At 57.0% G+C, this 16,639-nt stretch carries 17 protein-coding genes and 2 tRNA genes; 11 read left to right on the top strand and 8 right to left on the bottom strand.

Annotated features, from left to right (window positions below):
* Positions 1-2 precede the first annotated feature (2 nt).
* A complete protein-coding gene (locus NXC24_RS09010) occupies positions 3-785 on the bottom strand; it encodes an alpha/beta hydrolase (RefSeq protein ID WP_104822965.1) in 783 nt (260 codons plus the stop codon).
* A 199-nt stretch (positions 786-984) separates the two neighbouring features.
* Here NXC24_RS09010 and NXC24_RS09005 point away from each other — a divergent pair, with 199 nt between their 5' ends.
* The gene (locus NXC24_RS09005; protein ID WP_028755005.1) at positions 985-1,230 is read left to right on the top strand and encodes a zinc-finger domain-containing protein; all 246 of its coding nucleotides are present in this window, start codon (positions 985-987) and stop codon (positions 1,228-1,230) included.
* A gap of 29 nt (positions 1,231-1,259) precedes the next feature.
* Positions 1,260-2,423 (top strand): FAD-dependent monooxygenase, encoded by a 1,164-nt coding sequence (locus NXC24_RS09000; protein ID WP_104822964.1) that lies wholly within the window; start codon positions 1,260-1,262, stop codon positions 2,421-2,423.
* Here NXC24_RS09000 and NXC24_RS08995 read toward each other — a convergent pair whose 3' ends face one another.
* The gene (locus NXC24_RS08995) at positions 2,424-3,614 is read right to left on the bottom strand and encodes a cystathionine beta-lyase (protein WP_104822963.1); all 1,191 of its coding nucleotides are present in this window, start codon (positions 3,612-3,614) and stop codon (positions 2,424-2,426) included.
* A 370-nt stretch (positions 3,615-3,984) separates the two neighbouring features.
* Between NXC24_RS08995 and NXC24_RS08990 the strand changes: the two genes are divergently transcribed.
* The 8 genes from NXC24_RS08990 (at position 3,985) to NXC24_RS08960 (ending at position 12,227) form a co-directional block, all read left to right on the top strand.
* Positions 3,985-5,010, top strand: a complete 1,026-nt coding sequence (locus NXC24_RS08990) for an amino acid ABC transporter substrate-binding protein (protein WP_104822962.1) — start codon at positions 3,985-3,987, stop codon at positions 5,008-5,010.
* A gap of 93 nt (positions 5,011-5,103) precedes the next feature.
* Positions 5,104-6,294 carry an amino acid ABC transporter permease gene (locus NXC24_RS08985; RefSeq protein ID WP_104822961.1) on the top strand — a complete coding sequence of 397 codons (1,191 nt, stop codon included), beginning with the start codon at positions 5,104-5,106 and terminating at the stop codon, positions 6,292-6,294.
* 1 nt (position 6,295) lies between these two features.
* Positions 6,296-7,450, top strand: coding sequence for an amino acid ABC transporter permease (locus tag NXC24_RS08980; RefSeq protein ID WP_104822960.1), 1,155 nt, complete (start codon positions 6,296-6,298; stop codon positions 7,448-7,450).
* 17 nt (positions 7,451-7,467) lie between these two features.
* Positions 7,468-8,241, top strand: a complete 774-nt coding sequence (locus NXC24_RS08975) for an amino acid ABC transporter ATP-binding protein (protein ID WP_104822959.1) — start codon at positions 7,468-7,470, stop codon at positions 8,239-8,241.
* 152 nt (positions 8,242-8,393) lie between these two features.
* Positions 8,394-8,633 carry a hypothetical protein gene (locus tag NXC24_RS08970; RefSeq protein WP_104822958.1) on the top strand — a complete coding sequence of 80 codons (240 nt, stop codon included), beginning with the start codon at positions 8,394-8,396 and terminating at the stop codon, positions 8,631-8,633.
* 153 nt (positions 8,634-8,786) lie between these two features.
* Positions 8,787-8,951, top strand: coding sequence for a hypothetical protein (locus NXC24_RS35460; RefSeq protein WP_199773544.1), 165 nt, complete (start codon positions 8,787-8,789; stop codon positions 8,949-8,951).
* A gap of 177 nt (positions 8,952-9,128) precedes the next feature.
* Positions 9,129-10,886 carry an adenylate/guanylate cyclase domain-containing protein gene (locus NXC24_RS08965; RefSeq protein ID WP_104822957.1) on the top strand — a complete coding sequence of 586 codons (1,758 nt, stop codon included), beginning with the start codon at positions 9,129-9,131 and terminating at the stop codon, positions 10,884-10,886.
* A 153-nt stretch (positions 10,887-11,039) separates the two neighbouring features.
* Complete coding sequence (locus tag NXC24_RS08960; RefSeq protein WP_104822956.1) at positions 11,040-12,227, top strand: IS481 family transposase; 1,188 nt, start codon at positions 11,040-11,042, stop codon at positions 12,225-12,227.
* A gap of 44 nt (positions 12,228-12,271) precedes the next feature.
* On the opposite strand, the gene NXC24_RS08955 is transcribed toward NXC24_RS08960, so the two are convergent.
* The 6 genes from NXC24_RS08955 to NXC24_RS08930 all read right to left on the bottom strand — a co-directional run bounded on the left by NXC24_RS08955 (position 12,272) and on the right by NXC24_RS08930 (position 15,804).
* Positions 12,272-12,348, bottom strand: a tRNA-Arg gene (locus tag NXC24_RS08955).
* 94 nt (positions 12,349-12,442) lie between these two features.
* Positions 12,443-12,748, bottom strand: a complete 306-nt coding sequence (locus NXC24_RS08950) for an ETC complex I subunit (RefSeq protein ID WP_104822955.1) — start codon at positions 12,746-12,748, stop codon at positions 12,443-12,445.
* 256 nt (positions 12,749-13,004) lie between these two features.
* On the bottom strand, positions 13,005-13,943 hold the full coding sequence (locus NXC24_RS08945) for a hypothetical protein (RefSeq protein WP_104822954.1): 939 nt from the start codon (positions 13,941-13,943) through the stop codon (positions 13,005-13,007).
* Positions 13,944-14,505: 562 nt separating this feature from the next.
* A tRNA-Pro gene (locus NXC24_RS08940) sits at positions 14,506-14,582 on the bottom strand.
* Positions 14,583-14,711: 129 nt separating this feature from the next.
* On the bottom strand, positions 14,712-15,224 hold the full coding sequence (locus NXC24_RS08935) for a DUF192 domain-containing protein (protein WP_104822953.1): 513 nt from the start codon (positions 15,222-15,224) through the stop codon (positions 14,712-14,714).
* Position 15,225: 1 nt separating this feature from the next.
* Entirely contained in the window at positions 15,226-15,804 is a 579-nt protein-coding gene (locus NXC24_RS08930) for a cold-shock protein (protein ID WP_028753855.1), read from the bottom strand.
* Positions 15,805-16,000: 196 nt separating this feature from the next.
* Between NXC24_RS08930 and NXC24_RS08925 the strand changes: the two genes are divergently transcribed.
* The gene (locus NXC24_RS08925; RefSeq protein WP_104822952.1) at positions 16,001-16,441 is read left to right on the top strand and encodes a VOC family protein; all 441 of its coding nucleotides are present in this window, start codon (positions 16,001-16,003) and stop codon (positions 16,439-16,441) included.
* Positions 16,442-16,639 lie beyond the last annotated feature (198 nt).

The following is a 16,639-nucleotide window of genomic DNA, read 5'->3' as shown; positions in this document are numbered from 1 at the left end:
CATCAATTCGCCAGGCGTTGGTAGAATTCCAGGACAGCCTGTTTGAATACCTTGTCGCCGACGGCGAGCATGTGGTCCCGGTTCGGGATATCCAGCGCCTCGGCATGCGGCATCAGCGCCGCGAGTTCCTGCGGCGAACCGGCAATGTCATCTTTGGTGCCGACGCCGATTAGGGTCGGCGCCTTAATCTTTGCCGCATCTTCCTTGGCGACCAGATCACGCGAGCCTCTGATACAGGCGGCAAGCGCCTCACGGTCGCTCTTGTTCTGATCGGCGAAGGCGCGGAACATGCGGCCGCGCAGATGCGTGACATCGTCAACCGATGGCGCCAATAGCGCATCGGCGATCGGATCCCAATCACCGACACCATCGATCATGCCGATGCCCAACCCGCCGAATACGAGCGAGCGGACACGATCGGGATGGGCCATCGCCAGGAAAGCCGAGATGCGCGCGCCCATGGAATATCCCATGATATGGGCCTGCGGGATGCCGAGATGATCGAGCAGCGCAACCGCGTCTTCCGCCATGACCCAAGGACGATAGGCCTCGGCATCATAGGCTTTGTCGCTCAAGCCGTGGCCCCTGTTGTCGATGGCGATGACGCGGTAACCAGCCTCGCCCAGCGATTTCAGCCAGCCCGGATTGACCCAATTGGCAATCGCGGTCGAGGCAAAACCATGAATCAACAAGACCGGCGCGCCATTCGGATCGCCCTCGTCGAAATAGGCCAGCTTGAGCCCGTCATTGGTGAAATAGGAAAAGGCAGGACTATTCAAATTCATGGCAAGATCTTCGTGAACATCGTCTCTTTGCTGCGGACCTTATTTTATCGACAATATCAGGTGAACCCCGCGCTTGCGAAAATCTGTGCGCCGAGCCGGACTTTCGCACTACACAATCGGCGAGAAGGATTATAAAGAGGGGCAATCAAGTCTGGCGCAACATTCATGCCATCTAGGCAAGACGCATTCGGAGATCATCATGGCCGGCCACAATATTCCCCACTTCCAGAACGACGGCGGACACCGCGTTATCGAGATCGGCGTGAAGGAATTCATGTGCACCGGCGCCTCGGTCCCCTACGACCATCCGCATATCTTCATCGACATGGGCGATGAAAGCGAGAAGGTCTGCTCCTACTGCTCGACGCTCTATCGCTACAATCCGTCGCTGAAAGCGGACGAAACCAATCCGGCCGGCTGCGTCTTCCACTTCAAGGCCGCTTGATATCCCGAGAGCGGATCGGACATAGCTGAATGCCGATCAAGACCGCCGCGATCATCGGTGCCGGAATAGCCGGCCTTACCGCGGCGCTGGCGCTGGCGAGGCACGGCATTCGTGCCGCTATTTTCGAACAGGCCGAAGCACTGACCGAGGTCGGCGCCGGCCTGCAAATTTCTCCCAATGCATCCCGCATCCTCGACACGCTCGGCGTGCTCGATACTCTCCAGCCTGTCTGGCTGGAACCGACGGAAGTGCGGCTGGTCTCCGGCTCATCCTTGCGGCTGATCGCATCCGTACCCTGCGGCACCTTCGCCAGGAAGCGCTGGGGCTCTCCCTATGGCGCCGTTCATCGCGCGACGCTGCAAAAGGCGCTTCTCGATGCGGTGACAGCCAATCCGCTTTGCACGCTGCATCTCGGCCACGATATCGATAGGATAGACGAAAACGGATTGAACGAGATCGGTGGCATGGACGTGGATCTGATCGTCGGTGCCGATGGCGTCTGGTCGAAGACGCGCGCATTGGTGCCCGGTGGCCCTTCGCCGCATTTCTCCGGTAATATCGCCTGGCGTTTCATCATCCCCGAGGCATCCGCCCCAAGCGTACTCGACAGATCGAGCGTGACGGCGTTTCTCGGTCCTTCGGCACACCTCGTCTGCTATCCGATCAAGGAACATGCCGCCTTCAATATCGTGGCGAACATCTCCGGAAGCACTTCGGGCCATGATTGGAGCGCCGCCGGCACCAAGGCGCAACGCGAGCATCTTCTGCAGCGCTTCTCAGGCTGGAACGATGCCATCACGGCAATGCTCGAACGCCAGGAGCAAGCCACCTTTTGGCCGCTCTACGAAGCGAGCGTCGGCCGCTGGCACAATGGCAAGGATGTCATATTAATCGGCGATGCGGCGCATGCGATGATGCCCTTTGCGGCCCAAGGTGCCGCCATGGCAATCGAGGATGCCTTCGAACTTGCCGGCATGGTGGCCTCACGCCCCCTCGCCGAAGCGCTCGATCTTTTCGAAAAGCACCGTATGCCGCGCATTGCGCGCCTGCGCCAGCGCGCCGCCTTCAACCAATTTGCCTATCATGCTCGCGGACCGGTGCGACTAGCCCGTGATTTTGTTCTCTCCATGCGTCCGCCGCAAAGTCTCGCGGCGGACCTGGATTGGATCTACGGCTATCGCGCTATCGGCTGATCAGGCCTCTTTCGCTGCAGCGAGACCCTTTTCGATATCGGCCTTGATATCGGCGACATCCTCAAGACCGATCTGCAGGCGCAGGACCGGCCCTTCCGGCGGCGCCTTGCTAATGCGCCGGTCGTTGAGATTGACGTGCAGTGCGAGGCTCTCGAAGCCGCCCCAGGAATAACCCAGACCGAAAATCCGCAGCGCGTCGAGGAAGGCGTGCGCCTTGGCCCTGAATTTCTCCGGACGGTCGACGGCCAACACAAAGGAGAAGATGCCGCTCGATCCCTTGAAGTCGCGCTTCCAAAGTTCATGACTTGGGAAGCTTGGCAATGCCGGATGCAGCACGCGCGCGATGTCCTCGCGGCTCTCGAGCCACTGCGCTATGGCGAGCGCGCTTTCCTGATGCCGTTCCAGGCGCACGCCCATGGTGCGCAGGCCCCGCAGCACTTGATAGGCATCGTCCGGCGCGCCGCAGATGCCGAGCTGGATATTGGCTTCCCTCAACTGGTCCCAATGGGCCGCATTGGCGGATACCGTTCCCAGCAGAATATCGGAGTGCCCAGCCGGATATTTCGTTGCCGCATGAATGGAGATATCGACCCCATGATCCAGCGGCTTGAAATAAAGGGGCGTTGCCCAGGTATTGTCCATGGTGACGACGCAGCCATGGCGATGAGCGACGGCCGAGATCGCGGGAATATCCTGCATTTCAAAGGTATTGGAGCCCGGCGCTTCGGTGTGCACCAGCCTGGTGTTCGGCTTGATCAGTTGCTCGATGCCGGCGCCGACCAACGGGTCGTAATATTGGACCTCGACGCCGAGACGCTTCAGCATGGTATCGCAGAAGATACGCGTCGGCCCATAAACCGAATCGACGATCAGGGCGTGGTCGCCTGCGGAGAGAAAGCCAAGGAAAGGCACGGTGATCGCCGCAAGCCCGGAGGGCACCAGGATCGTTCCCGCTGATCCCTCCAGCGCATCGATAGCGTCGCAAAGCGCATCGGTCGTCGGCGTGCCGCGCGTGCCATAGGTATATTTCTGATCGCGCGTCTCCATGGTTCGCGCATTCGGAAACAGTACCGTCGAGGCATGCACGACCGGCGGATTGACGAAACCATGGAAATCGGAGGGCGAATTGCCGATGTGGGACAAACGCGTGTTGATGCCGGCGTTTTGCAGCAATGTGTCTTTGTCTTTCATGTCTGGGTATGCCTTTGGCGCTGTGGGGACTTCGATTAGTGGCTGCCAAGCCCGGCGGGGTCAACCCCGAGCGATCCAGCGAATCCTAATATTAGGTATTAGCTAAAATACCGGAATGGCGGAATAAATACGTCATTTCCGCGCAGTTTTTTGGCAAAATGCTGCCCAAATAGAAGCCAACCGCTCGCTTTCGAGCCGAAACAGATGAAAACTCCGAATTATTTCTCAATAATTTAGGCGGCGTCTTGACCGGAAATGCATTTGCGACTGTGATAGAACCACTCGCACCGGGAGAGTGAGGAACACGGTTCTCCGAGAGCCTGCTTCGGGAGCGATACGCTTTAACTATAATAGACAAAGGTTGGGAAAGATGAAAAAGATTGCTCTGTCCGTATTCCTCGGAGCGGCAGCCTTGGCATACACCGCTTCTGGCGCGTCGGCTTCGACGCTCAGCGATGTGAAGGCCAAGGGCTTTGTTCAATGCGGCGTGAATAGCGCCCTTCTTGGCTTCTCGCAGCCCGATGCCTCTGGCAACTATGCCGGTTTCGACGTCGATCTTTGCAAGGCCGTCGCTGCGGCTGTCTTTGGCGACGTAACCAAGGTAAAATACACCCCTCTTAGCGCGAAAGACCGCTTCACTGCACTGCAGTCCGGTGAAATCGACCTGCTTTCTCGCAACACCACCTGGACGATCAACCGCGATACCGCGCTCGGCCTCAACTTCCGTCCGGTTACCTACTATGACGGCCAGGGCTTCATGGTTCGTAAGGAACTTAACGTGAAGTCGGCTCTGGAACTCTCCGGCGCGGCCGTTTGCGTTCAATCCGGTACGACGACCGAGCTCAACCTCGCCGACTACTTCAAGACCAACAATCTTCAGTACAATCCGGTGGTCTTCGACAAGCTCGAAGAAGTCAACGCCGCTTACGACTCCGGCCGTTGCGACGTTTACACCACCGACCAGTCCGGCCTCTATGCCCTGCGCCTGACCCTGAAGAACCCTGACGACAACGTCGTTCTGCCGGAAATCATTTCCAAGGAGCCGCTTGGACCGGCCGTTCGCCAGGGCGACGACCAGTGGTTCGATATCGTAAGCTGGACCGCTTATGCTCTGATCAATGCCGAGGAATTCGGCATTACGCAGAAGAACGTCGACGAGATGAAGAGTTCGGCCAATCCGGATATCAAGCGCTTCCTCGGCGTCGAGCAGGGCTCGACCATCGGCACCGACCTCGGCCTGACCAACGACTGGGCCTACAACGTCATCAAGGGCGTCGGCAACTATGGCGAAGTCTTCGACCGCAACATCGGCGCCGGCAGCCCGCTGAAGATTCAGCGTGGCCTGAACGCCCTCTGGAACAAGGGCGGCATTCAGTACGCACCGCCGATTCGCTGAACCGTGATCGTATGACATTGGGAAAGGCGGCTCGCCGCCTTTCCTCCCTTAAGAAAACAAGCCCGAAACGGGCATAGAGGGGAAAAAGTCTGCATGGCAATTACAATAAATTCGCCCGAAGGCGAACGCTCGTCCGGATCAGCGATCAATAATCCCAAAGTCCGAGGTCTGGTTTACCAGGTTCTTACCGTCATCATTCTGTTGGCGCTCGTCGGATTCATTATTCACAACACCGTCGAAAATCTGCGTGCGTCGAACCAGCCTTTTGGATTTGCTTTTCTCGGCGGACGCGCCGGTTTCAATCTCGGCCAAGCGCTGATTCCATTTTCGAGCGATTCCACCAACATCCAAGCGCTCATCGTCGGCCTGCTCAATACCGTTCTCATCGCAGTATCAGGTATCATTGCGGCGACAATCATCGGCTTCATCGTCGGCATCGGCCGGCTTTCGCACAACTGGCTGATCGCGAAGCTTTGCCAGGCCTATGTCGAGCTGTTCCGCAATATCCCGCCGCTGCTCGTCATCTTCTTCTGGTATAGCGGCGTTCTGGTGCTGCTGCCGCAGGCGCGTGAGGCCGTGCATCTGCCGTTCTCCAGCTATCTCAGCAATCGCGGCCTTGCCTTTCCGAGCCCGATTTTCGCAAGCGGCATGTGGGCTGTCGGCATCGCGATTGTGGTCGCCATCGTGGCCATATTCTTCATGGCCCGCTGGGCGCACAAGCGCCAGGCGGCGACCGGTCAACAGTTTCACACCATCTGGGTGTCTGTGGCCATATTCATCGCCTTGCCGCTCCTGACCTTCTTCGCAGCCGGCATGCCGCTGTCCTTTGACTATCCGGTCGCTGGCAAGTTCAATCTGACCGGCGGCTCTGTCATTGGGCCGGAATTCATCTCGCTGTTCCTCGCGCTTTCCTTCTACACCGCCTCCTACATCGCCGAAATCGTTCGCGGCGGCATTCGCGCCGTGGCCAAGGGGCAATCGGAAGCGGCCGGCGCGCTAGGGCTTCGCGCCCCAGCCATCACCCGGCTCATCGTCATTCCGCAGGCAATGCGCATCATCATTCCGCCGTTGACGAGCCAGTATCTCAACCTGACGAAGAACTCCTCGCTCGCGATTGCGATCGGCTATGCCGATCTGGTCGCCGTCGGCGGCGTCATTCTCAACCAGTCCGGCCGCGCGATCGAAGTCTTTGTGATCTGGATGGTCATCTACCTTGCGCTGAGCATAGCGACCTCCCTGTTCATGAATTGGTTCAACGCCAAGATGGCTTTGGTGGAGAGATAAGATGTCCAACGGAAGCCAAAGCTTTGTAAGCAAAACAATCCTTCCGCAACTGCCGGCTCCATCGAGCGAAAAAGGCGTCGTTCACTGGCTCAGAAAAAATCTGCTGGCGACGCCGAAAGACGTGGTTCTGACCATCCTTGCGATAGCCTTCCTCGCTTGGGCCGTTCCGCATATTGTCAACTGGCTGTTCATCCAAGCCGCCTGGAGCGGTGCCGATCGCACCTTCTGTGCGACCACCGTGCAAGGCGGAACACAACCGGATGGCTGGAGCGGCGCTTGCTGGGCGTTCGTCCGGGCGAAGTTCACCATCTTCATGGTCGGTCTTTACCCGCCGGAAGAACGTTGGCGGCCGGCTCTCGTTGCGATTATCACCATCATCCTGTTTGTGCCGATGCTGATACCGTCGGTGCCGAGAAAAGGATTGAATGCCATCCTGGCATTCATCGTGCTGCCGATCGTCGCATTTTTCCTGCTTTACGGTGGCTTTGGCCTGGAGGTCGTGGAAACGCAGAAATGGGGCGGCCTCATGGTGACGCTGGTCCTTTCCTTTGTCGCGATCGTGGTCTCCTTTCCGCTCGGCATTATGCTTGCACTCGGACGGCGTTCGAAAATGCCCGTCATCCGCATGCTGTCAGTGCTCTACATCGAAATCATCCGTGGCATTCCGCTGATCACGGTATTGTTCATGGCCAGCGTCATGCTGCCGCTCTTCCTTCCGCAGGGCTGGACGGTGGACAAATTGCTGCGCGCCGTGGTCGGTGTCTCGATGTTTACCTCGGCCTACATCGCCGAAGTTATCCGCGGCGGTCTTCAGGCTGTGCCGAAGGGCCAATTCGAAGGTGCCGATTCGCTTGGTCTCGGCTACTGGCAGAAGATGCGCTTGATTGTTCTGCCGCAGGCGATCAAGCTGGTGATACCCGGGATCGTCAACACCTACATCGGCATGTTCAAGGACACGTCGCTGGTGTCGATCATCAGCATGTTCGATCTGCTCGGTATCGTTCGTCAGAACTTTTCCGACCCGAACTGGGCAAGCGCCGTGACGCCGATTACGGGACTGGTGTTTGCCGGTTTCATATTTTGGCTGTTCTGCTTCAGCATGTCGCGCTATTCAGGCTTCATGGAACGCCATCTCGATACTGGCCACAAACGATAAAAACCGAGGGAAAAAATATGGCTGACGCCCAACCAAAAAAACTGACCATTTCCGACACGGAAGTCGCGGTTGAAATGATCAACATGAACAAGTGGTACGGCGATTTCCACGTACTGCGCGACATCAACCTGAAGGTCATGCGCGGCGAGCGCATCGTTATTGCCGGGCCTTCCGGCTCGGGCAAGTCGACGATGATCCGCTGCATCAACCGCCTTGAGGAGCATCAGAAGGGCCAGATCATCGTCGATGGCGTGGAACTCACCAACGATCTGAAGAAGATCGACGAAGTGCGCCGCGAAGTCGGCATGGTGTTCCAGCACTTCAACCTCTTTCCGCATCTAACGATCCTGGAAAACTGCACGCTGGCGCCGATCTGGGTGCGCAAGATGCCGAAGAAGCAGGCGGAAGAAATCGCGATGCACTTCCTCACCCGCGTCAAGATCCCGGAGCAGGCGAAGAAATATCCTGGCCAGCTTTCCGGGGGTCAGCAGCAGCGTGTCGCGATTGCCCGTTCGCTCTGCATGAACCCGAAGATCATGCTGTTTGACGAGCCGACCTCGGCGCTCGACCCGGAAATGATCAAGGAAGTGCTGGATACCATGGTGGGTCTGGCCGAAGAAGGCATGACCATGCTCTGCGTCACCCACGAAATGGGCTTCGCCCGCCAGGTTGCGAACCGCGTGATCTTCATGGACCAAGGCCAGATCGTCGAACAGAACTCACCGAAGGAATTCTTCGAAAACCCGCAGCACGAACGCACCAAGCTGTTCCTGAGCCAGATCCTGCACTAAGCGGACCATGCCGATGATCAAAAACCCGTCGGCTGTGACGCAGCCGGCGGGTTTTTCAATATGTGGGTCGGAATTGCGACGGCGGTTACGATTAACCATATTGACACTCCACGCAAACCAGAACATTGTGTGAACAAATCAGGGCGAGCACAATGGCATCCGGCGAAAAGTTTATTATCCTTCCCTATAAGAAGAACCGCGGAAATCTGGTGCCGGGAGAGATGCGGCAGGCGTCAAGCGCCGCCAGCGCCGAAAAGATCGCCCTTTCCATGGCCGCGCGTTTCGTCGGCGTTGCCGCCTATGCGGTCATGGTCGACGAAGAGACCGGCGACATGACGTCCCCTCGCCTCCTGGCACGGCACGGCGAGATCGCCGACTTGAACGCCGCCTGACCGAATCATCGCCCGAAGGCGTCCTGTCTCAAGCGCGCTTAATGCAAAGGTCGGCGACCTAAATATAGCCGTAGCGCCCCACTATAAACCCGATATACTGCCGCCGGCTGCGTGGGGATGCAGTTTGTAGTCATTGGGGGGACGAGACGGGACGTGAAGAAAAGCGACAGGATAATCGCTGCGCTGGCGTTTCTCGGCGCGGCAATCATCGTCGTAAGAGTGATCGGTGCAGTGGCCGGTTATGACCTCATCGACATGGCAGTGAATGCAACCAGACCGGCGGATGCTGGCGGTTGGCCAATGGAGACGCGTTTCTAATCACGACCTGGCAGACCACTGTTAATCTTTATCTACCGTGTGCCTTACAGAACAGATTGTTACTCGTCTTAGCTCGCCGCCCGACATATTTTAGCATTCACTCCAATAGCAACCCTGTCGTTTGATTACGGATTGGCGCATATTGGTCATGAAAGTGATCTGTCGCGGGGGCGTACTGTGGATAGAAAGCTTGCAGCCATCCTTTCGGCTGACGTTGTCGGCTTCAGCCGTATGATGGCGTTTGACGAAGAGGGGACGATACGGGCGCTGGACAAGTGTCGCGAAAAGATCGACAGCCTTGTGAAAGAACACGGCGGCCGCATTTTCGGCTTGGCCGGTGACGGTATCATGGCCGAGTTTCCAAGTGCCGTTCAGGCGGTTCGCTGTTCGGTGGAAATTCAACGCAACCTCGCAGATCGAACTAACGATGTTGTAGATGACCGCCCGCTGGAATTCCGTATTGGCATCAATCTCGGCGATGTCGTGGTAGCGGGAGACGATCTGCTGGGTGACGGCGTCAATGTGGCTGCGCGATTGCAAGGGATCGCAGTCGCGTCAGGGATATACATTTCCGGATCAGTCCGAGAGCATATTGACGGCAAGGTGCCGTTTAGGCTGACTAGCCTCGGCAAGTATGCTTTGAAGAACCTTCCCAAGGCCATTCCCGTTTTTCAGGTGAATTGGGATACGGCGGGGTTGGCAAGGAGTGGCATTCCGTCTCGGTCGTCGGTCGCCAAAGATATCTCTGGGCCACCGATTATCGCCGTGCTCCCGTTCGACAATCTGAGTGCAGACGACCGATGGGAACGGCTTGCCGCCGGAATATCCGCTGACATCATTGCCGACCTCGCGCGATATCCCGACCTTGCGGTGATTTCCCGTCAAACCATGGCTTTGTACAAAGGGGGACAGAACGACTTCCGATCAATCAGGTGCGACCTGAAAGCTGACTACGTTCTTGAGGGAAACCTGCAAGCAGCCGGACAGCACGTCCGGATTTCAGTACAGCTTGTCGATGCCTGCAGTGGAGCTAGCCTCTGGACGGCTCGATACGATCAATCGGCCGATGACCTGTTTACGATGCAGGACATGGTCACCGAGAACGTGGTCAACGTTCTTGGTACCTGTTGCGGTAAACTTCTGGGATTTCGACGGGATGTTGTCCGGCGTAAGAAACCAGCCAGCCTGCAAGCATATGATTGCTACCTCCTCGGCCACGAACAACACGACCTGTTCACGCGCGCGTCTAACGCTGAAGCAATCCGTTTTCTGTCCCGCGCAGTCGAACTCGATCCAACACTCGCAAGAGCCTGGACCATCTTGGGGCTCGCATATTCCTCAGGGGTCTATAACGGTTTTGCTAGAGATAATTCAGCCTGGATACAACGCTTTGAAAGCTGCATCGAACAAGCCTTGGCGCTCGATCCGGATGACACCGCGGCTCGGCTTTGCCGCGCCAGCTTCCGAGCTTTGCAAGGGAACTTCGAAGCCGCGTTGGACGAGCATAGCCTCGTCTTACAGGCATACCCAAATGATGCCGACACCCTTGCGCTGCTGGCCGGAAACTTAGCCCTAGTGGCCGGTAGTCCGGAGCAGGCCTGCGAACTCTCGCGGAGAGCCATCCGCTTGAACCCCCACATTCCCTGGTATTACGGTATGCTCGGCCGCTGCTGCTTTATCGCCGGATTCTACAGAGAGAGTGTGGCGGCACTCCATCACGCTCCACCACAAGCGCCTGCCACACTCCTGTTTTTGTCTATGGCCTTCGCGATGTTAGAGCAGAAATCTGAATCGGCAAGGTTTTCCGCCTGTCTGCATGACAGCGCTCCCGGCTTTTCTGCCGAGATATTCATAGAGGGATATCCGGTCACCAATCCTCCGGCGCTTGCAGCAATCAGAAATGGTGCATTTCGCGCGGGATTAGCCATTCAGTAGCCGTGCCATATCGTCGCACACAGCGTCGTAAAATAGGTTGAAACCCACCAAAAATCACATAACGCATTGTTTAATGAATGCCCGACCTGAGAGATAGGTGACGTTTTGTACCGGAGACATGGGTGACACTTTTCGCTTTGGCGGGAGGTGTTGATGCCGTGGAGAGAGACTTCGGTTATGGAGGAACGTCTTCGATTTGTCGCCCGTCTGCTTGAGGGCGAAGGCATGAGCGATGTGTGCCGTGCGTTCGGCATCTCGCGCAAGACCGGTTACAAGATCTTCAACCGTTACAAGGACGAGGGGTTGGAGGCACTGACGGATCGGTCACGTCGGCCGGTGCGCTATGCCAATCAGTTGCCCGAGCCGGTCGAGGCGATGATCGTGCGGCTCAAGAAGGACAAGCCGCATTGGGGTGCGCGTAAGATCCGCGAGTTATTGGTCAGGAAGCTTGCCGGCGATATACGTGTGCCCGCCAAAAGCACGGTGCATGCCATTCTCGACCGGCACGGGCTGGTCGCTCATGCCCGCAAGCGGCAACGCCATCGAGCCGAGGGAACGGCCTTATCCCAGGCGCTCATGCCGAACGATCTGTGGTGCGCCGACTTCAAGGGCGAGTTCAAACTTGGCAATGGCGGATACTGTTACCCGCTGACGGTGACCGACCAGGCCTCGCGTTTCCTTCTTGCCTGCGAAGCCTTTGAATCAACGCGCGAGCAGGGCGTGTTCGAGGCCTTCTGCCGGCTGTTTGCCGAGCGCGGCCTGCCGCTCGCCATCCGCAGCGACAACGGCTTGCCGTTTGCCTCGCCCAACGGCCTCTACAATCTGTCCAAGCTGTCCGTTTGGTGGCTGAGACTCGGCATCGTGCTCGAACGCATCAGGCCAGGCCATCCGCAAGACAACGGCCGGCACGAGCGTATGCACCTGACGCTGAAGAAAGAGGCTACCCGTCCGCCCGGCAGAAACATCCTGCAGCAGCAGGCCCGCTTCGATGCATTCGTCAGCGAATTCAATACCGAACGGCCGCACGAGGCACTGAACATGAGAACGCCGGGCAGCCTCTATGTCTCATCATCGAGATCCTATGAGGGCCTGCCGGAGATCAATTACCCCTTCCACGACAGGGATGCGCTCGTCACCAACTGCGGCCGCATCTGCATGCACCGCAAGAAGATCAATATCTCGACCGTTATGGCAGGACAAAAACTCGGCATCAAAGAAGTCGACGACGGCATTTGGCTCGTCAGCTTCATGCATTATGATCTGGGATATATCGACCTGGAACAGAGGACCTTGCAAACCATCGACAACCCGTTCGGCACGAGGTTGTCACCCATCTCTTAGGGACAAACTGTTACCTATCTCTTCGGTATGGACAAGAAGGTTTTTGGCGACCCCTGCAGGATTCGAACCTGCGACCACCTGCTTAGAAGGCAGGTGCTCTATCCAGCTGAGCTAAGGGGCCTGAAAGCCAAGCCGCCGCGAACTGCCCGCGGCTGGCAACACATGCCTGAAACTTCCGTCAAACTCAATAGGCAGCGAATTCGACGTGTGCCGGATCAATGGGTCCAGGGCTGGATGCGATTGAAACGGAAGTTATCGGTATAGGAAACCACCTGGCGGTTGGCGTCCTTGGGAGCGAGAACGCGGTATTCGATGCTGTTGCGCTGGGCATAGGCCTCGGCCTGCTCCTGCGTCTCGAAAGTCAGCTTGAGCTGCTGGCGCGTATCGGCCGACGATGTATAGCCCATGATCGGATCGATCTTGCGCGGGATTTCCTGGTCGAATTCCAGAACCCACAGATGGGTCTTGGCCTTGCCGGATTGCATGGCGGTTTTTGCGGGACGGTAAATCTTGGCAGGCATCGCTGCAGCGCCTCCGGATAAGCGGGACAGTCCCGCCTTTGCTTCTCTCGTCTTCGCCCGGCCCCATGAAGGCTGAGCATTGTGGGATTTGCTTAGCCGCGAATCCCTTTGTTTTCAAGCAAAAAGGCGGGCTGCCCAAGCTTCACTTAGGCGACACCGTCGCGTTCGACTTGTGACCGCGGACAATCCTGCTTGGAATCGGAGATGGATCGGCATGCTGATATCAGCATGCCGATCCCAGTCTCTACAGATCTGATCAAACCGCGTTTCTCAGCGGAGATTCACGCGTCTGCTGTGTAGCGATTGCGGAAGCCGAAGCGCCGGACATGTTCTCGAAGCAGAGATCAAAACCATACATGTATTCGATCTCGACCCCAGGCCACCAGATTCCACCGCCGTCAAAGGTGCTTATGATTAGAGTTCCCCCATTATCGAGATTGCACGTCAAGACGGGTTCGTCCCCCGGGGTCAGTTGCCAAGTTCCCGACTGAGACATGTTATTGCCGTCAAGTGGATACCCGGTCATCTTTATCGTGACCGAGCAAGTTACTGGCGTTAACGAGATCTGGATGTAAATGTCGCCCGTTCCAGACCCGATAACGGGGGCTTCCCACTGAAAGCCGCCCGAGAATGTCAAGGTATCGCTGCTTAGCGAAACTGTTGGGATCGATCCATTGTCACCTTCGTTGTTGAGACTGTGCCAGGCAACGTCCCTCCAGTCGAACCGGCCGGTAGCGCCGTTCGCTAACGTCGGCACCATCGGCGGCATGTAGACTTGGGTGTTTGACGTCCAGATCACGCCCTTGGACGTGTCATAGTAAACGAGGTTAGCGTCGGCCTGCACCGCAAGGTACGCTGGTGAGGAGCTCTGCGTGTTTGGACTCCACATCACTTGGCGCGGATTAACGGATTCGTTGTAGATCACGAGATTGCCGTCGGTCTGAATAGCGAAGACAAATGGGATGTCATCGTCTGTATTCGACGACCATATCGCGTAGCCCTGGAAAGTTGAATTTGGCTTCGGCGGCGCGCCATCGACCTGGTAAAGCACCAGATTGCCGTCGGTCTGCATTATCAACACGTACAGATTATTTGGGCTTATCGCCCATTGGTTCAATTGCATGGTGGTGCCGGCAGGTATCTCACCATTGGGAGCCGCGATCTGACCCGCGACTGGAACAGTCACTGCGTTCATCGAAATATCCTCCTTTAGATGCGCGAGTGAGGAATGCACCAACGCGTTCAATTTTGGCCGCACTCACGCGCCATCCCTGGCGACTGAGCGCTTCCTTCTCTCTCCTGATTGAATGGTTGGAATCATCATCTCGACCGAGGCCGAGCATTCAAAAACACGCCTGATAAGCACTATTCATTAGCAATGCGAATACAACATAATACTAATTAGCTATTTGACAACCCAGAGTTTTTAATTTTCTCGGTTGGCATCATATCTTCTGCGAAGATAACTCATTCGAGCACGCTATGTGGAAAGCTGTTATCATTTGGCATTTACCTACAAGAAATGCAGGAAAATGATTTTCAAGGATTCGCGTCAGCGCTCATTAAGAAGGGACGCAAATCTGGACGGCGCGCCGATGCACACGGGTCGACATACAAAGAATGTCGCGTAGAAAGTGCGCATTTCGTCCTTGTACTCTCATCCGCAACAGGCATGAGATCTTGCATCACAACGGAATCGAATTCGAACCGCTGCGGCTCGCCAAACAAAGAGGCACAGGTATTTCACAGGGAAAACATGGTCGGAGTGGAGAGATTCGAACTCCCGACCCTCTGGTCCCAAACCAGATGCGCTACCAGACTGCGCTACACTCCGTACCCTCACGCATAATCTCTTTGAGGAGACCGCGTCGTCCCGCTTTGCAGAACGAGTGCGGAGATACACGGTTCATCCTCGTGCTGCAACAGCTAAAATGGCGTTGAAGCTCCGATCCCCGGGGAAAATCTACTTGCCGAGTTTTGCGGAAATCGTAGCGCTCGTCACCTTGTCGCCGACGGCAAGGCCGAGTTTTCTTGCGATGCCGCCGTTCAGCTCGATGACGTAAAGCACTGACCCGCCGGAGCTGATGATCGTTTCAGAATAGGGTACGGCGTTTTCCTGAATGTGCGTGACGACGCCACTCCTGTCCAGGAAAAGCATATCGAGCGGTAGCACGGTATTCTTCATCCACATCATGACCGGGCGCGGCGCACCGAAATCGAAAAGCATGCCGTGATCGTCCGGCATGCTCTTGCGATACATCAGGCCGAACTCGAGCTGCGGCTCGGTCAATGCCAATTCCACGGTGAACTTGTGCGTTACGCCCTTGGCCGTTTTGATCGATAGCGGCTCCGAATCGAACGCCATCGATTTTTCGCTGGCCGCTTGCGCGGCAAAGGCGGGAGCGGATGCCCCGACAAGAAAAAGCGCCACGATGGCGCTCTTCAAAACAGCAGAAAACATAACTCTGGTGGTCATATCAATGCGGCCGCGTCACCGGGCTTGGCGCATCCGGATGGATCTCTGCCGCCATCAGGCCCTTCTCACCCGGCCCGAAACGGACAAGGACTACCTGTCCCGGCCGCAACTCCGCCAGACCGAAACGACGCAGCGTTTCCATGTGCACGAAGATGTCCTCTGTGCCCTCACCGCGCGTCAGGAAACCAAAGCCCTTGGTGCGGTTGAACCACTTGACCAAGGCGCGCTCGAGGCCGCTTGTCGCAGTGACCTGGACATGGGTGCGCACCGGCGGCATCTGCGACGGGTGCACGGCGGTCGACTGGTCCATCGAGAGGATTTTGAAAGCCTGATAGCCACGTTCACGGCGCTGAATCAGCGCGACGATGCGCGTGCCCTCGAGAATGGTCTGATAACCGTCGCGGCGCAGGCATGTCACATGCAACAAAACGTCCTGCATGCCGTTATCCGGAACGATGAAGCCAAAACCCTTGGCGACATCGAACCATTTGACGACGCCGGAGATTTCGATGAGCTCGACGGCTTCGCCCGACATCTCTCCGAAGTCGACGATACCCTTCGATGAAATTCTGTCACCCATCTTAGCCAACCCTCGATTACGCGTCACACTGTTACAGTTAACTGATTCCTTGAAATCAAGATTAACATCTTGGTAACGGAAAAGCGCAAGTCCTAGTTTTCGTTTATTCCCATCCGTAGATTAGCGCGCCGAGTCTTGCCTGAAGCTGGTGTCTCGTTTCAGATCGTCTCAGCACAAACATTAGAGAGGAAACAGAATGCGTTATCTTCACACCATGGTCCGCGTTACCGATCTCGACGCCTCACTACACTTTTATAGCACTCTCTTCGGCCTCACCGAAACCCGTCGCTACGAAAACGAGAAAGGCCGTTTCACTCTCGTTTTCCTTGCTGCCAGCGAGGATGTAGACGCATCCCGAAGCAGCGGCGCGCCCAGTCTGGAACTCACCTACAACTGGGACCCTGAAGAGTATACCGGAGGACGGAACTTCGGTCACCTCGCCTATGAGGTCGATGACATCTACGCAATCTGCCAGAAACTTATGGACAATGGCATTACTATCAACCGGCCGCCCCGCGATGGTCACATGGCTTTCGTGCGGTCTCCGGACGGCATTTCCATCGAGATCCTGCAGAAGGGTGCCGACCTTGCTTCGGCCGAGCCCTGGGCTTCGATGCCCAATACCGGCGCCTGGTGAGGCGCTAGCTTTCGCGAGGCTTACGGCGCGCGCGGAGCCACCGGTTTCGCGCTTGCCGGCCGCACCCGCTCTCCGGCATGCTTGGACGACTCGAAGCATCATGCATCGGATTTCGCGCGGTCATCGTTCCCAGTAGGAAGCCGCTCGACATCATCGTCCCTCGCAAGAGGCCGTTCCGGTGCCAACTTTTAAGCGGGG

Origin of the sequence: Rhizobium sp. NXC24, from assembly GCF_002944315.1 — a bacterium.
GTDB lineage: Bacteria > Pseudomonadota > Alphaproteobacteria > Rhizobiales > Rhizobiaceae > Rhizobium.
The sequence above is the reverse complement of the archived record's forward strand: the minus strand, read 5'-3'. Positions and strand labels throughout refer to the sequence as shown.

What these genes read in the sequence shown, in the direction of transcription:
- NXC24_RS09010 (WP_104822965.1), bottom strand. Translation starts at nt 785, where the DNA reads ATGAATTTGAATAGTCCTGCCTTTTCCTATTTCACCAATGACGGGCTC.
- NXC24_RS09005 (WP_028755005.1), top strand. Translation starts at nt 985, where the DNA reads ATGGCCGGCCACAATATTCCCCACTTCCAGAACGACGGCGGACACCGC.
- NXC24_RS09000 (WP_104822964.1), top strand. Translation starts at nt 1,260, where the DNA reads ATGCCGATCAAGACCGCCGCGATCATCGGTGCCGGAATAGCCGGCCTT.
- NXC24_RS08995 (WP_104822963.1), bottom strand. Translation starts at nt 3,614, where the DNA reads ATGAAAGACAAAGACACATTGCTGCAAAACGCCGGCATCAACACGCGT.
- NXC24_RS08990 (WP_104822962.1), top strand. Translation starts at nt 3,985, where the DNA reads ATGAAAAAGATTGCTCTGTCCGTATTCCTCGGAGCGGCAGCCTTGGCA.
- NXC24_RS08985 (WP_104822961.1), top strand. Translation starts at nt 5,104, where the DNA reads ATGGCAATTACAATAAATTCGCCCGAAGGCGAACGCTCGTCCGGATCA.
- NXC24_RS08980 (WP_104822960.1), top strand. Translation starts at nt 6,296, where the DNA reads ATGTCCAACGGAAGCCAAAGCTTTGTAAGCAAAACAATCCTTCCGCAA.
- NXC24_RS08975 (WP_104822959.1), top strand. Translation starts at nt 7,468, where the DNA reads ATGGCTGACGCCCAACCAAAAAAACTGACCATTTCCGACACGGAAGTC.
- NXC24_RS08970 (WP_104822958.1), top strand. Translation starts at nt 8,394, where the DNA reads ATGGCATCCGGCGAAAAGTTTATTATCCTTCCCTATAAGAAGAACCGC.
- NXC24_RS08960 (WP_104822956.1), top strand. Translation starts at nt 11,040, where the DNA reads ATGCCGTGGAGAGAGACTTCGGTTATGGAGGAACGTCTTCGATTTGTC.
- NXC24_RS08950 (WP_104822955.1), bottom strand. Translation starts at nt 12,748, where the DNA reads ATGCCTGCCAAGATTTACCGTCCCGCAAAAACCGCCATGCAATCCGGC.
- NXC24_RS08945 (WP_104822954.1), bottom strand. Translation starts at nt 13,943, where the DNA reads ATGAACGCAGTGACTGTTCCAGTCGCGGGTCAGATCGCGGCTCCCAAT.
- NXC24_RS08935 (WP_104822953.1), bottom strand. Translation starts at nt 15,224, where the DNA reads ATGACCACCAGAGTTATGTTTTCTGCTGTTTTGAAGAGCGCCATCGTG.
- NXC24_RS08930 (WP_028753855.1), bottom strand. Translation starts at nt 15,804, where the DNA reads ATGGGTGACAGAATTTCATCGAAGGGTATCGTCGACTTCGGAGAGATG.
- NXC24_RS08925 (WP_104822952.1), top strand. Translation starts at nt 16,001, where the DNA reads ATGCGTTATCTTCACACCATGGTCCGCGTTACCGATCTCGACGCCTCA.